The sequence below is a fragment of the Streptomyces liangshanensis genome (assembly GCF_011694815.1).
GTDB classification, from domain to species: Bacteria; Actinomycetota; Actinomycetes; order Streptomycetales; family Streptomycetaceae; genus Streptomyces; species Streptomyces liangshanensis.
Genome location: NZ_CP050177.1, coordinates 7,246,392 through 7,259,528, shown reverse-complemented (window position 1 = coordinate 7,259,528; position 13,137 = coordinate 7,246,392). Strand labels below are relative to the sequence as shown.

The 13,137-nt window shown below is 74.1% G+C and carries 14 protein-coding genes and 2 pseudogenes; 10 read left to right on the top strand and 6 right to left on the bottom strand.

The features are described from left to right. Nucleotides 1-152: 152 nt before the first annotated feature. Nucleotides 153-476 carry a hypothetical protein gene (locus tag HA039_RS31545; protein WP_167035139.1) on the top strand — a complete coding sequence of 108 codons (324 nt, stop codon included), beginning with the start codon at nt 153-155 and terminating at the stop codon, nt 474-476. Nucleotides 477-698: 222 nt separating this feature from the next. Then, nucleotides 699-1,223, top strand: coding sequence for an ATP-binding protein (locus HA039_RS31540; RefSeq protein ID WP_208298743.1), 525 nt, complete (start codon nt 699-701; stop codon nt 1,221-1,223). Between the two features lie 116 nt (nt 1,224-1,339). On the opposite strand, the gene HA039_RS31535 is transcribed toward HA039_RS31540, so the two are convergent. After that, nucleotides 1,340-1,660, bottom strand: a complete 321-nt coding sequence (locus HA039_RS31535; RefSeq protein WP_167035137.1) for an SHOCT domain-containing protein — start codon at nt 1,658-1,660, stop codon at nt 1,340-1,342. A 151-nt stretch (nt 1,661-1,811) separates the two neighbouring features. On the opposite strand from HA039_RS31535, the pseudogene HA039_RS31530 reads away from it, so the two are divergent. Both HA039_RS31530 and HA039_RS31525 read left to right on the top strand, forming a co-directional pair. Continuing rightward, nucleotides 1,812-2,018 (top strand): annotated as a pseudogene (locus tag HA039_RS31530) (TetR family transcriptional regulator C-terminal domain-containing protein); the annotation flags it as partial. Nucleotides 2,019-2,072: 54 nt separating this feature from the next. Beyond that, nucleotides 2,073-2,459: pseudogene (locus HA039_RS31525) on the top strand (DUF4865 family protein); the annotation flags it as partial. 46 nt (nt 2,460-2,505) lie between these two features. Here HA039_RS31525 and HA039_RS31520 read toward each other — a convergent pair. Further along, complete coding sequence (locus HA039_RS31520) at nt 2,506-3,720, bottom strand: ROK family protein (protein WP_167035135.1); 1,215 nt, start codon at nt 3,718-3,720, stop codon at nt 2,506-2,508. Between the two features lie 76 nt (nt 3,721-3,796). Between HA039_RS31520 and HA039_RS31515 the strand changes: the two genes are divergently transcribed. From HA039_RS31515 to HA039_RS31505, 3 genes are all read left to right on the top strand, one after another. Then, nucleotides 3,797-5,104: an MFS transporter gene (locus HA039_RS31515; protein WP_167035133.1), complete on the top strand. Its 1,308-nt coding sequence runs from the start codon at nt 3,797-3,799 to the stop codon at nt 5,102-5,104. Between the two features lie 91 nt (nt 5,105-5,195). Next, nucleotides 5,196-5,543 carry an SCO4225 family membrane protein gene (locus HA039_RS31510; RefSeq protein WP_167035131.1) on the top strand — a complete coding sequence of 116 codons (348 nt, stop codon included), beginning with the start codon at nt 5,196-5,198 and terminating at the stop codon, nt 5,541-5,543. Nucleotides 5,544-5,618: 75 nt separating this feature from the next. After that, on the top strand, nt 5,619-5,942 hold the full coding sequence (locus tag HA039_RS31505; RefSeq protein WP_167035129.1) for a DUF6332 family protein: 324 nt from the start codon (nt 5,619-5,621) through the stop codon (nt 5,940-5,942). Here HA039_RS31505 and HA039_RS31500 read toward each other — a convergent pair. Both HA039_RS31500 and HA039_RS31495 read right to left on the bottom strand, forming a co-directional pair. Further along, nucleotides 5,903-6,568: a response regulator transcription factor gene (locus HA039_RS31500; protein WP_167035127.1), complete on the bottom strand. Its 666-nt coding sequence runs from the start codon at nt 6,566-6,568 to the stop codon at nt 5,903-5,905. The two genes, HA039_RS31505 and HA039_RS31500, sit on opposite strands and share 40 nt — an antisense overlap. Further along, on the bottom strand, nt 6,565-7,917 hold the full coding sequence (locus HA039_RS31495) for a sensor histidine kinase (protein WP_167035125.1): 1,353 nt from the start codon (nt 7,915-7,917) through the stop codon (nt 6,565-6,567). The genes HA039_RS31500 and HA039_RS31495 overlap by 4 nt, the downstream gene beginning before the upstream one ends. 127 nt (nt 7,918-8,044) lie before the next feature. Between HA039_RS31495 and HA039_RS31490 the strand changes: the two genes are divergently transcribed. Beyond that, a complete protein-coding gene (locus HA039_RS31490) occupies nt 8,045-8,860 on the top strand; it encodes an AfsR/SARP family transcriptional regulator (RefSeq protein ID WP_167035123.1) in 816 nt (271 codons plus the stop codon). A 45-nt stretch (nt 8,861-8,905) separates the two neighbouring features. Here HA039_RS31490 and HA039_RS31485 read toward each other — a convergent pair whose 3' ends face one another. Further along, on the bottom strand, nt 8,906-9,592 hold the full coding sequence (locus tag HA039_RS31485) for a TetR/AcrR family transcriptional regulator (protein WP_167035120.1): 687 nt from the start codon (nt 9,590-9,592) through the stop codon (nt 8,906-8,908). Nucleotides 9,593-9,760: 168 nt separating this feature from the next. Between HA039_RS31485 and HA039_RS31480 the strand changes: the two genes are divergently transcribed. Continuing rightward, nucleotides 9,761-10,207 carry a nitroreductase family deazaflavin-dependent oxidoreductase gene (locus HA039_RS31480; protein WP_167035118.1) on the top strand — a complete coding sequence of 149 codons (447 nt, stop codon included), beginning with the start codon at nt 9,761-9,763 and terminating at the stop codon, nt 10,205-10,207. A gap of 53 nt (nt 10,208-10,260) precedes the next feature. Here the strand turns inward: HA039_RS31480 and HA039_RS31475 are convergent, their stop codons facing one another. Next, nucleotides 10,261-11,565, bottom strand: a complete 1,305-nt coding sequence (locus HA039_RS31475) for a geranylgeranyl reductase family protein (RefSeq protein WP_167035116.1) — start codon at nt 11,563-11,565, stop codon at nt 10,261-10,263. 159 nt (nt 11,566-11,724) lie between these two features. On the opposite strand from HA039_RS31475, the gene HA039_RS31470 reads away from it, so the two are divergent. Further along, complete coding sequence (locus HA039_RS31470) at nt 11,725-13,089, top strand: dipeptidase (RefSeq protein ID WP_167035114.1); 1,365 nt, start codon at nt 11,725-11,727, stop codon at nt 13,087-13,089. Nucleotides 13,090-13,137 lie beyond the last annotated feature (48 nt).

Sequence of the window (13,137 nt, the reverse complement as noted above, 5' to 3'; positions counted from 1 at the left end):
TAGTGGTCCACTCCGGTCCCCGATGCGTCACGCTACCGCCACCATCTGGGCAAATGATGACTTTGGGTATCCATGGCATCAGCTTCTGGTAGCGACCGGCATACTGGTGAGGACCACGCTCGGGTCAGTGGCACGGAGGGGGCTGACAGGCCATGGCAGAGCCCGATTTCAGCGCGCGCGGCGTACGGATAGAACGGTGGCCCCGTTCGCTCACCCGGGCCGGGCAGGTGCTGATCCAGGACGGCAGGCTGGCGCTGCTGACCAGCTACGGCCGGGTGATCGACAGTGCTCCGCTCCGGGCGGTCCAGGCGGCGAGGCCGTGGTTCGCGGGCAAGGGCAGCACGGTCGCCACCGTGAACGGCACCCGCTACCGGCTGACCATGGGCCAGCGCACCGGCGGCCGCAGGCCGGACGCGTCGGCGCTGGCGGGCCGGTTCCTGGAGGCCGTGAGCAGGGCGACCCGTACGAAGGGCTGAGTCCGGGCCGGGACCGGCCCGAGGCCGGTCGCCGGGCCCTCCCCCGCTGTCCGCGAGTTGCGGAGCCGTATCCCCTGGTTCACTCTGGTCTCACCCCTCACTCAGGGTGCACCGGCGGTGACGCTGAGATCTCCAGCCCCCGCCGGGCGGGAACAGCAGCGAGCCAGTTGCTGGATCCGGTCCTTCGCCGTCTTCCGGACCTCAATTCGGGGAGTCGCAGCCGTGATCAGCCAGCCCAGCAGGCACTGCACGGTGGAGCTCCAGGCCCTGCCGTCGCGGATCGGCCAGGTCCGCAGAATCATCTGCGCGCAATTGCGTTACTGGCATCTCGATCCCTTGATCGACCCCACGGCGCTCGGAGTCACCGAGCTGCTGACCAACGTCCACCGGCACGCGCAGCCGGACAAGCTGTGCACCGTCGACATCGCGCTGCTGCTCGACCGGCTCACGGTCTCGGTCAGCGACCACGACCCACGGGTGCCGACGGTCAACGACGCGAAACTCCTCGACACCGGTGGCCGCGGCCTGGCCCTGATCGCGGCGGTCAGCGAGAGCTGGGGCATCCGCCCCGAGGGCGAGCTGGGCAAGAGCATCTGGTTCACCCTGCCCGCGCCGCCGGCCGCCCTGGCCCTGCCGCCGCGCCCGGTGTACGGGGCGACGACGGACGGCCCCTTCCGGGGGTCGGAGCTGAGCGCGGTGATCAGGGAGCACGGACCCACGGACGCGCGTTCGACCGTCGTGGGCTGAACGGACCCTCGGGCGTATGGGCGTATGGGCGTACGGGCGTACGGGCGTACGGGGCGGGCCCGGGGCCGGATCCACCCGAACGGCCCTCCGCGCCCGGACGGGATCGGACGGAGCGCTCACAGGTCGCCGCCGCCCTTCCCCGTACGGCCGAACTGCTCGTCCAGTACGGACAGTCGGCGCCAGTACTCGTCCTCGTCGATCTCGCCCGCGGCGAACCGGCGGCCGAGCAGGGCGATCGGCGACCGCTCGTCGTGTGCGGGGCCGCCGTCGCCACGGCCGGTGAGCGGCGCCCGCCAGGGGCCGCGGTGGGCGAGGGCGCGTCCCCGCCCCGCCGTGCGGCGCAGGAGGGTGACGACGGCGAGGATCACGGCCGCCCAGACCAGGGGGAAGAAGAGGATCCACGGGCCGGGCCCGCCGTCGAAAGCCAGGGTGTTCATGTCGGTCAGCTCCTCGGTGGAGGCGGCCGCGGTCATCCGGAAGCCGTTCTCCCGGCCTCCCCGCCGCCCTCCGTCACCCCCGAGCCTCACCCCGGGAGGGGCCCCGCGTCGTCGTACGCCCGGCGGCGGTACGCGTACCACTCCGGGAGTACGGGCGCGGCTCGCGGAGATCGTCGAGGAGGGCGTGGCGGGCGGCGAGTTCGCGGCCGGGCTGGATCCGGCGGAGGTCGCCGCGACGATCGCCGCGACCGTGCAGGGCGGTTACGTGCTCGCGAGGGCGTCGGGGTCGCCGGAGGCGTTCGACGCGGGGGTACGGGGGTTGTCGGCGCTGTTGCCGCCGCGCACCGCGACGCCCTGACGCCCCGCCCCCGCCCGACTCCTGTCCCGACCGCGTCCACGGAGGACCGCCCGTATGCACACCATGCAGTACGAGATCACCCTGCCCGCCGATTACGACATGGGGATCATCCGCACCCGTGTCGCGACCAAGGGCCATCTCCTGGACGACTTCGCCGGGTTGGGCCTCAAGGCGTACCTGATGCGTGAGCGCGGCCCGGAGTCGGTGGTGAACCAGTACGCGCCGTTCTACCTCTGGACCGCGGGCAGGCCCGAGGTCCAGCACTGGACCGGTCTCGCCTTCGAGGAGGGCCCGGCGAGCACGAACGTGGCCCGCACGGCCGTACGCCGCCGTCACCTCGTCCCCGAAACCGCCGCGCTGCCCGACCTGTTGGCGGAGGCGGTCGCGGAGACGCGGCGGCTGTCGGAGGCCGCCGGGGTGGTGTGCGCGGCACTGGCCGTGATCGCGATCGGGGCGGACTCCGCGGCAATGACGATCACGGCCGGCCTCAGGACGCGAGGGCGGCCAGTGGGTCGTCCAGGATCGGTTGCCAGGCTACTTCGGCCGCGCCTACCAGGCTGTTGTGGTCCAGGGTGCAGGCCAGGATGGGGACTCCGCCGCTGCGGCCCCAGAGGCTGCGGTCCGCGACCACGGCGCGCAGGCGGTCCGGGTCGGCTTCGAGGAGTTCCTTGTGCAGGCCGCCGAGGATGATGCGGTCCGGGTTGAGGATGTTGACCAGGCCGGCGAGGCCGAGGCCGAGGCGGTCGATCAGTTCCTCGACGGCTCTTCGTACCGTCGGGTCCGTGCCGTGCGTGCCGAGCAGGTCGCGGGACTGCTGCAACAGCGAGACCTCGGGGCCCGGTTCGCGGCCCGCCGCCGTGAGGAAGGCCAGCGGGTCGGCCTCGACGTCCAGGCAGCCCTTGCCGCCGCAGTAGCAGGGGCGACCCTCGGGGTTGACGGTGAGGTGGCCCACTTCGAGGGCGAGGCCCGAACTGCCCGTGTGCAGGCGGCCGTCCAGGACCAGCGCCCCGCCCACGCCCCGGTGGCCGGTGGCGACGCACAGGAGGTGCTGGGCGCCGCGCCCGGCGCCGTGGCGGTGTTCGGCGAGGGCGGCGAGGTTGACGTCGTTGCCGGTGAAGGCGGGGCCCTCGATGCCCGCCGCCGCCACCCGCTCCGCGAAGATCTCGCGGACGGGGGCGCCGGCCGGCCAGGCGACGTGGAGCGGGTTCAGGGCCGTACCCTCGGGCTCGGCGACGGCCGACGGGACGGCGAGGCCCGCGCCGACGCAGCGCCGGCCGCTCGCGCGCAACAGCCCGGCCCCGACCTCGACCACCTCGCCCAGCACCTGCGCCGGGTCGGCCGTGACCGTGCCGCGGGCGGGCGCGGTGGCGACGATCCGGCCGCCGAGCCCGACCAGCGCGGCCCGGAAGCCGTCGGCGTGGATCTGGGCGGCGAGCACGACCGGCCCCGTGTCGTCCACGGACAACCGGTGCGAGGGACGGCCCTGCGAACCGGCCGCCGCCCCGGGCCGCGAATCGACCCGGATCAGCCCCAGCGCCTCCAGCTCCGCCGCGACCGCGCCGGCCGTGGCACGGGTCACACCCAGCTCGGCGGTGAGGACGGCGCGGGTGGGCGCCCGTCCCGTGTGGACCAGTTCCAGTGCCGGGCCGAGCGCGCCACGGCCTCTCTCCAGCTTCGCCCGGGTGGTCGCCTTGCCGTTCATGGGGGCGAGTCTCCCATGATCCGGAGGGGTGACGGACGCCTTGTACGGAACGGGGCACCGCCCCTATCCTCCTTTTGTGCCGTTCCGAAACAAAGTAAGCCCCGCCCCGCCCGCCGCCGCGTCCTCGCTCTCCGCCCTCCGTACCGCGCTCACCCTCTTCTTCGCACTGGACGGCTTCCTGTTCGCCGGCTGGGTGGTCCGCATCCCCGCGATCAAGGAACAGACCGGAGCCTCCGAGAGCCACCTCGGCCTCGCGCTCCTCGGCGTCTCCGCGGGCGCCGTCGTGACCATGACCCTCACCGGACGGCTCTGCCGCCGCTTCGGCAACCACCCGGTGACCGTCGGCAGCGTGGCGCTGCTCTCGCTGAGCATCGTCCTGCCGCCGCTGACCCACTCGGCGCTCGCCCTCGGCCTGGTGCTGCTGGTCTTCGGCGCCTCCTACGGCGCGGCCAACGTGGCGATGAACAGCGCGGCCGTCGACCTGGTCACCGCCCTGCGGCGGCCGGTGATATCGAGCTTCCACGCCGCGTACAGCCTGGGCGGCATGGCCGGCGCGGGGCTCGGCGGGCTGCTCGCGGGCGGCCTCTCCCCCACCGTCCATCTGCTGCTCCTGTCCGGGCTCGGCCTGGCGGTCATCGCCGTGGCGGGCCCCGCGCTGGTGCGCCACCCGGCGCCCGTCGGGGCGCACGAGGAGCGGGCCCTGCCGAGGGAAGGCTCCGCTCTCCCGGGGCGGGCGGCCCCGGCGAAGCCCGACCGCCGCACCCGCCGGGCGGTTGTCGTCTTCGGGGTCATCGCCCTCTGCACCGCGTACGGCGAGGGCGCGATGGCCGACTGGAGCGCGCTGCACCTGACCCAGGACCTCGACGCGTCCGCGGGTCTCGCGGCGGCCGGGTACGCGCTCTTCGCCCTCGCCATGACGGCGGGCCGGCTCTCCGGCACCGTCCTCCAGGAGCGGCTGGGCCAGACCCGCGCCCTGGTCCTCGGCGGGGCCACCGCCACGGCCGGGATGCTGGTCGGCGCCCTGGCCCCGTCCGTCTGGGTCGTCCTGCTGGGCTTCGCCGTCGCCGGTGTGGGCCTCGCCAACATCTTCCCCATGGCCATCGGCCGGGCCGGCGCGCTGGCGGGGCCCGGCGGGGTCGCGACGGCGTCCACGCTCGGGTACGGCGGCATGCTGCTGAGCCCGCCCGCCATCGGTTTCCTCGCCGACTGGTTCACGCTGCCGCTCGCCCTGACCACGGTCGCCGTCCTCGCCGCCGCCGCGTCCGTCATCGGCTGGGCGGCGCGCGACGTGCCGACGGCGCCCGCCGCTCCCGCCCCCGCAGGCCCGGCCTCCGCCGGCCAGGCGTCCCGGGTCACGGACGACGTACTCCCGGCATCTGAGTAGGCGTACTCAGGCACACGCGTTCGGTCCGTCGCATGCTGAAGAGGCATCAGTTCGCACACGTCGCGCACCGACGGGGACCAGGGAGAACGACATGACATCCGGACGACTGACCGCGCTCGCACGGCTGACCTTCGGCAACCGCGCCTCGCAGGTCTACCTGGGCCTGGTGGCCGCGACGACGGTGTTCGTCGCGGTCGACACCCTCTTCGTCCACCACCAGGACGCCTCCTTCGCCGGGATCTGGCTCTTCTTCCTCGCCGCGCCGACCGTCTTCCTGTTCTTCGTGGGCGGCGGAGTGCTCGGTGACGGGGTGGCCGGTTCCGCCGCCTACCTCTACGCCGCGCTGGTCCTCTCGGTCCTCGTCCAGTCGGCCGCGCTCGGCGCGTTCGTACGGCTGCTGCGCGACCGGCCGCGGCCCGCGCACCCCCGCGAGGCCTGACCCGGCCCGGAGCGGAGTAGGGCGGGCCGGGGCAACTCCCTTGCCCGGGACGGCATATGGGGGCAACCTCGGCGCATGGGGACACGGAGCGGGGCACAACGGGACGCGATCACCGTCGAGATCGGCTACGCACTGGTCAGTGGCGGCTTCGTCGCCGTTCTCGTGTACCTCGGCCTGTACGCCCCTATCGGGTACTTCGACCTGCCGCGCGGTTTCGCCCGCGTCGCGGGCGGGCTCGCGGCCCTCACGTTCGTGGTGCGGGTGGTGCACGTGCTGTGGCGCTTCCCGCGCGGCGCGGCGCAGGGCACGGAGCTGGGCCGGTCCGTGAACGACCGGCTCAGTGGCACGCCCGGTCCGGATCAGCCCAGCCAGCCCGGCCGTACCAGCCCGGATTCGTAGGCCAGCACGACCAGTTGGGCCCGGTCGCGCGCGCCCAGCTTCACCATCGTCCGGCTCACATGGGTCTTCGCGGTGAGCGGGCTGACGACCAGGCGGCGGGCGATCTCGTCGTTGGACAGCCCGATGCCCACCAGGGCCATCACCTCCCGTTCCCGCTCGGTGAGTTCACCGAGACCCGAGCCGCCCGCGGGGGCCTTCGAGCGAGACGCGAACTCGGCGATGAGCCGGCGCGTCACCCCCGGCGAGAGCAGCGCGTCCCCGGCGACCACCGCCCGTACCGCGCGCAGGAGTTCGTCCGGCTCGGTGTCCTTGACGAGGAACCCCGAGGCACCGGCCCGGAGGGCCTCGAAGACGTACTCGTCGAGCTCGAACGTCGTCAGCATGACCACCTTCACCCCGCCGAGCCGCTCGTCCTCGGTGATCCGGCGCGTGGCCGCGAGACCGTCCAGGCGTGGCATGCGGATGTCCATCAGGACGACGTCCGGGCGCAGTTCACGCACCCGGCTCAGGGCCTCCTCGCCGTCCGCCGCCTCGCCCGCGACCTCGATGTCCGGCTGCGCGTCGAGCAGGGCGCGGAAGCCCGCCCGTACGAGGGACTGGTCGTCGGCGAGCAGGACGCGGATCACGGGGTCTCCTCGGGCGTCAGGGGAATCGTGGCGTGGACGCGGAAGCCGCCGTCCGGGTCCGGGCCGGCCTCGATCGTGCCACCGAGCGCGGCCGTCCGCTCGCGCATGCCGACGAGGCCGTTGCCGCCGCCTCCCGCGTTCCCGCGGGTGGCCGGGCCCGCGTCGTCGATACGGAGACGGAGGAGGCCGGGCGCGCCGGGCGCGCGTCGTGCCGGTGCGCGGGACCCGGCCTCCGGGTCCTGGTCGGCGTCCCGGCCGGCCCCGCGCTCGTAGGCGAGTGTGATCCGTGCCGTACGGGAACCCGAGTGCCGCACCACGTTGGTCAGCGCCTCCTGGATGATCCGGAAGGCCGCCAGATCCGCGCCGGGCGGCAGCGGGACGGGCTCGCCCTCCCGCCGTACCTCCACGGCGAGGCCGGCGGCCGCCGCCTGTTCGACCAGTTCGGGCAGCCGGTCGAGGCCGGGGGCGGGGGCGCGCGGGGCGTCGCCGGGTGTCCTGAGGGTGTCGAGGACCTGCCGTACCTCGCCGAGGGCCTCCTTGCTGGCCGCCTTGATGGTCGTGAGCGCCGAGCGGGCCTGTTCGGGGTCGGCGTCGAGCAGGGCGAGCCCCACACCGGCCTGGACGTTGATGACGGAGATGGAGTGGGCCAGCACGTCGTGCAGTTCGCGGGCGATGCGCATCCGTTCCTCGTCCCTCCTGCGCCGCTCGGCGGCCTCGCGCTCGGCGGCCTCCCGCGCCCACCGCTCCCTGCGCAGCCGGAGCAGTTCGGCGGCGGCGCAGACGGCCACCACCCAGGCGGCGACGACCACTTCCTGTCCCCAGGGCGCCGCGTGGTCGCCGGCCGGCGGGAGCCACCGGTAGAGCCAGTGCGCGAGGAGGAGGTGGCCCGCCCAGAGCAGGCCGACGGCCCACCAGGCCGCGTACCGGTGGCCTGCCGCGATGGCGGCGAAGACGGCGACGACGACGGAGACGAAGACCGGTCCGTACGGATAGCCCGCGCCGAGGTAGACGAGCGCCGTGACCACCACCCCGTACACCGCGACCACGGGGTGCCGCCGCCGGAGCAGCAGCAGCGCGGGGCCGGCGAGCAGCAGCAGGACGGCGTAGGCGTCGAGGCCGACGCGGTGCTGGTGGCGCCCGGCGAAGACCGATCCGAGGACGACGAGGACCGACAGCAGGAGGGTGGAGGGCCACGGGACGCACCGGTCCCGCCCGCCGGTCCCCGTCCCCCGGGCGCGGAGGAACGCCGGTCCGCCGCGGAGGCGGGCCGGTCCGCCGTCGCGGCGCCAGGACGGTCGGCCGCGCGGGCGGGGGCGGCCCTGGTCACGGCGGGGGTGCTGGTCGTCCATACCGGCCACGCTAGACCGGGCGGCACCGTCCGGGCGTCAGCCGGGCGAGGTGGCCCCCCGTACTCCCCGGGGAGTACGCCCCGACGGGGGCGGACCACCGGAAGGGGCGGCGGGATACGCTCGGGACATGACGGACGGAATACGCGTGGCGGGCATACGGTTCGAACTGCTCGGCCCACTGCGGGCCGTGCGGCCGGACGGCGAAGTGCCGCTGGGGCCGCCGCTGCAACGGTCCGTACTGGCCGTCCTGCTGCACCAGGACGGCGCGGCCATGCCGTACGAGTCGCTCGTCGAGGCGGTCTGGGGCGCCGAACCCCCGGCGCGGGCGCGGACGTTGGTCCAGAAATACGTCTCCGGCCTGCGCCACGCCCTGGCGTTCGGACCGGGAGCCGGGAAGCCGGGGGCCGCCCCGGAACTGGCGTGGACCGGCCGGGGATACCGCCTCGCGGGCGCCGCCATCGACGATCTGCGCGAGCGCCGGGCCCTGTTGCGCGCGGCCGAATCGGCGCGCGAGGCGGGGGACCTGCGGGGCGCGGGCGAACTGGCCGTACGGGCCGAGGCGCTGTGGCGCGGCGCGTACGCGGAGGGACTGGCGGGGCCGTACCTGGAGGCGGAACGGCGACGCTGGGCGGAGGACCGGCTGCGCGCGTCGGAGGCCCGGCTGGAGGGGGAGATCGAGCGGGGGCGTTCCGCCGCGTGCGTGGACGAGCTGACGCGGCTGGTGGCCGCGCATCCGCTCCGCGAGCGGGCGGCCGGGCTGCTGGTACGGGCGCTCCAGCAGGGCGGGCGCCCGGCGGCGCAGGAAGAGGTACCGGCGGCGTACGGGGAGGCGCGGGCCGGGGTCGTGGAGGTGACGGACCTGGGCGCCGCGCCGGGTGCCCGGTCCGAGGACGTACAACACCGGAACCCCGCCCCGCGCCCGGGTTCGCTGCCCGCGGCCTGAGACCGGCGGGCAGGGCGGCGGGCGGCGTCCTCCGGACGCGGGCCGTCAGAGCAGGCCGACCTCGTGGCCGAGGCGGCGGGCGGCGTGGGCGAAGAACGCGGTGCGGTCGTCGACCACGTTGTGGAACTGGCCGAACAGCTCGAAGGAGATCAGCCCGAAGAGCTGTGCCCAGGCCGCGACCAGGGCCGCCGCCACCTCGGGCGGGATGTCGGGCGCGAACCGCTCGACCATCCTCGCCGCCTTGGGGCGGAGCCGGTCGGTGAGCGGCGGGAGCGCGACGCCGTTGTCCCGATGGGCGTCGCGCGCGATGGAGATCAGGGCCAGGCCGACGCGTGAGGCGGGGGCGATGGTCAGCTCGGGCGCCGCGTAGCCGGGCACGGGCGAGCCGTAGATCAGCGCGTACTCGTGGGGGTGGGCCAGGGCCCAGTCCCGTACCGCCACGCAGACGGCGGTCCAGCGCGCCGGGTGGTCGGTGGGGCCGGCGGCGGCGAGGGCCTTCTCCGCGGCGGCGCCGACGGCGTCGTACGCGTCGACGATGAGTGCGGTCAGCAGGTCGTCCCGGCTGGGGAAGTAGCGGTAGAGGGCGGAGGACGCCAGGCCCAGCTCGCGGGCGACGGCGCGCAGCGAGAGCTTCGCGGCGCCCTCGGCGGCGAGCTGCTCGCGGGCCTCGTCCTTGATCGCCGCGGTGACTTCGGTGCGGGCTCGTTCGCGTGCTCCCCGGATGGTTGCCATGGAGAGCAGCGTACCCGGATTCGGATCAGTGAACAGAATCGAGAGCGGTGCTCTTGCTTTGGAGCACCCGACCGGTGCACACTGATCTCAAGCGAGAGCAGTGCTCTCGAAACGGTGCACAGCTCTCCGCACCGCCCTCGCCCCACCCATCACCCCAAGGGAGTCACCATGTCGCAGCCGTACTACCTCCAGGGCAGCCGGTTCACGGTCCGGATGAACAGCGTCATCGGCTGGCTCGCCCGGCACGGCGTCAGCATGCTCGGCACGGCCGAGCTGTCCGTACGGGGCCGCAAGAGCGGCAAGATGCAGCGCGTCCCCGTCAACCCGCACCCCTTCGAGGGCGCCCAGTACCTCGTCTCCGCCCGCGGCCACTCCCAGTGGGTCCGCAACATGAGGGCGGCGGGCGGCGGCGAACTGCGCGTCGGCCGCAAGGTCCGCACCTTCACCGCCACCGAGGTCCCCGACAGCGAGAAGCCCGCGATCCTGCGCGCCTACCTGGAGCGCTGGGGCTGGGAGGTCAACCAGTACTTCCAGGGCGTCACCGCGAAGTCCTCCGACGCGGAGATCGTCGCGGCGGCCCCGGACCACCCCGTCTTCCTGATCACGACGCACTGACCCGCCCCACCCGTCGGCCGGATGAAGCGGGTCGGTCGGACCACCGGACGCCGCTAGGGAGCGCCCACCTCCGGCGCCTTGGCCTCCGCCGCCGCTGCCTCCGCGGCACCCGCCTCGGCCTCGGCGGCCGCCGCGGCCGCCGCCTGCCTGCGGTCCAGGATGTCCAGCGCGCGCCGGGCCAGCGGATGGGTCCGTACGAGCCCGGCCAGCGACGTCGAGCCCCGGGAGATGTCCGCGAACGCGTTCCACGCCGGGCGCAGGCCCGTGATCGCCGCGTGCAGCAGCCCGGGGCGGCGCTCGAAGATGCCGAGCATGCGCCGGCCGACGCCCATCTCCACGCCCAGGCCGGCCTTGATGGCGAACGCGTAGTTCAGCGCCTGCCTGCGGGCGTCCACAGCGTCGTGCGACTCCGAGATCCTGACCGCCCACTCCCCCGCGAGCCGTCCCGACCGCAGGGCGAAGGAGATCCCTTCCCTGGTCCACGGCTCCAGCAGCCCCGCCGCGTCCCCGCACACCAGGACCCGGCCGCGCGACAGCGGCGAGTCCTCGCTGCGGCAGCGCGTCAGGTGCCCGGAGGAGACCGAGGGCTCGAACCCGGCGAGGCCGAGCCGGGCGATGAAGTCCTCCAGATACCGCTTGGTGGCCGCGCCCTCGCCGCGCGCCGAGATCACCCCGACGGTGAGCGTGTCGCCCTTGGGGAACACCCACCCGTAACTGCCCGGCAGCGGGCCCCAGTCGATGAGGATCCGTCCCGCCCAGTCCTCCGCGACCGTCTCCGGGACGGGGATCTCCGCCTCCAGGCCGAGGTCGACCTGGTCCATCTTCACCCCGACATGCGCGCCTATGCGGCTCGCGCTGCCGTCGGCGCCGACCACGGCCCGCGCCAGCACCGTCTCGCCGTCCGAGAGGACCACGGCGACCGTGCGGCGGTCGGGCACGGCCGGGCCGTGCTGCTCGACCCGGGAGACCGTCGCTCCCGTACGGAGCACGGCGCCCGCCTTCTGCGCGTGCTCGACCAGACTCGCGTCGAACTCGGGGCGGTTGATGAGCCCGAAGAGCATGCGCTTCGACCGTCGTGTCCGCGCCAGCTTGCCGTTGAGGGAGAAGGTGACCGCGTGCACCCGGTCCTTGAGCGGAAGCTCGAAGCCCGGGGGCAGCGCGTCACGCGAGGGACCGATGATGCCTCCCCCGCAGGTCTTGTAGCGGGGCAACTCGGCTTTCTCCAGCAGCAGCACCTGACGGCCCGCGACCGCCGCGGCATATGCCGCCGACGCTCCCGCCGGCCCTGCTCCGACCACGACGACATCCCACACCGGCTCGTCGTGCTCGCTTCCGGCGTCTGCGTTCTCGCTGCTCACGATGTGCTTCTGCTCCTGATCCGACCGGTGGCCCCTGTTGTCGAACGGCATCCTACGGCGCGTGCGCCCCGGAACCGCTGTGGGAGGATCTGTGGTGCCTTCGACGTACCCACCACGTCCTCCCACCAGGAGAACGTCGCACCCACCAGGAGCGTGCCCATGACCGCGGATCCGATTGCCGGAACGGTCGCTTCCCTGATGCCCCGCGCCCGGGCGGAGCTCGCAGAACTGGTGGCCTTCCGGTCGGTCGCGGACCCCGCGGTGTTCCCGAAGAGCGAGTGCGAGGCGGCCGCCGCGTGGGTCGCCGACGCGCTGCGTACCGAAGGATTCCAGGACGTCGCGGTCCTCGACACCCCCGACGGGAGCCAGTCCGTCTACGGTCTGCTGCCCGGCCCCGAGGGCGCCCCGACGGTGCTGCTCTACGCCCACTACGACGTACAGCCGCCGCTGGACGAGGCCGCCTGGCTGTCGCCGCCCTTCGAGCTGACCGAGCGCGACGGGCGCTGGTACGGGCGCGGGGCCGCCGACTGCAAGGGCGGCTTCCTGATGCACCTGCTGGCCCTGCGCGCCCTCAAGGCGAACGGCGGGGTGCCGGTGACCGTCAAGGTGATCGCCGAGGGTTCGGAGGAGCAGGGTACGGGCGGCCTGGAGCGGTACGCGGAGGCGCACCCGGACCTGCTGACCGCCGACACGATCGTGATCGGCGACACGGGGAACTTCCGGGTGGGCCTGCCGACCGTCACGGCCACCCTGCGGGGCATGACGCTCCTGCGCGTCCGGGTGGACACGCTCGAAGGGAACCTGCACTCGGGGCAGTTCGGCGGCGCGGCCCCCGACGCGCTCGCGGCGCTGATCCGGGTGCTGGACTCGCTGCGCGCCGAGGACGGTTCGACCCGGGTGGACGGGCTCGCGGCGGACGCCGAGTGGGACGGGCTCGACTACCCGGAGGCGGACTTCCGCAAGGACGCCAAGGTGCTCGACGGAGTGGGGCTGATCGGTGACGGTTCGGTCTCCGACCGGATCTGGGCGCGCCCGTCCGTCACCGTCATCGGGATCGACGCCCCGCCGGTCGTGGGCGCCACCCCGTCGATCCAGGCGGGGGCGCGGGCCACGGTCAGCCTGCGGGTGCCGCCGGGGCAGGACACCGGCGAGGCGACGAAGTTGCTGACCGCGCACCTGGAGAAGCACACCCCGTGGGGCGCGCGGGTCGCGGTGGAGCAGATCGGCCAGGGGGCGGCGTTCCGCGCGGACACCTCCAGCCCCGCGTACACCGCGATGGCGGAGGCGATGCGGGCCGGCTACCCGGGCCAGGACATGCAGACCGCGGGCCAGGGCGGGTCCATCCCGCTCTGCAACACACTGGCCGCGCTGTACCCGGACGCCGAGATCCTGCTGATCGGGCTGAGCGAGCCGGCGGCGCAGATCCACGCGGTGAACGAGAGTGTCTCGCCGGAGGAGTTGGAGCGCCTGTCCGTCACCGAGGCGCACTTCCTGGTCAACTACGCGGAATCCAAGCGGGGTTGATCCGTACGGGCCGTTGAGCCGTACGGGCCGTTGAGCCGTACCGGCCCG

Bases quoted from the DNA above. Each gene is read 5' to 3' on its own strand.
- HA039_RS31470 (WP_167035114.1), top strand. From the start codon at position 11,725: ATGACCGCGGATCCGATTGCCGGAACGGTCGCTTCCCTGATGCCCCGC.
- HA039_RS31545 (WP_167035139.1), top strand. From the start codon at position 153: ATGGCAGAGCCCGATTTCAGCGCGCGCGGCGTACGGATAGAACGGTGG.
- HA039_RS31510 (WP_167035131.1), top strand. From the start codon at position 5,196: ATGACATCCGGACGACTGACCGCGCTCGCACGGCTGACCTTCGGCAAC.
- HA039_RS31535 (WP_167035137.1), bottom strand. From the start codon at position 1,660: ATGAACACCCTGGCTTTCGACGGCGGGCCCGGCCCGTGGATCCTCTTC.
- HA039_RS31495 (WP_167035125.1), bottom strand. From the start codon at position 7,917: ATGGACGACCAGCACCCCCGCCGTGACCAGGGCCGCCCCCGCCCGCGC.
- HA039_RS31490 (WP_167035123.1), top strand. From the start codon at position 8,045: ATGACGGACGGAATACGCGTGGCGGGCATACGGTTCGAACTGCTCGGC.
- HA039_RS31505 (WP_167035129.1), top strand. From the start codon at position 5,619: ATGGGGACACGGAGCGGGGCACAACGGGACGCGATCACCGTCGAGATC.
- HA039_RS31480 (WP_167035118.1), top strand. From the start codon at position 9,761: ATGTCGCAGCCGTACTACCTCCAGGGCAGCCGGTTCACGGTCCGGATG.
- HA039_RS31485 (WP_167035120.1), bottom strand. From the start codon at position 9,592: ATGGCAACCATCCGGGGAGCACGCGAACGAGCCCGCACCGAAGTCACC.
- HA039_RS31520 (WP_167035135.1), bottom strand. From the start codon at position 3,720: ATGAACGGCAAGGCGACCACCCGGGCGAAGCTGGAGAGAGGCCGTGGC.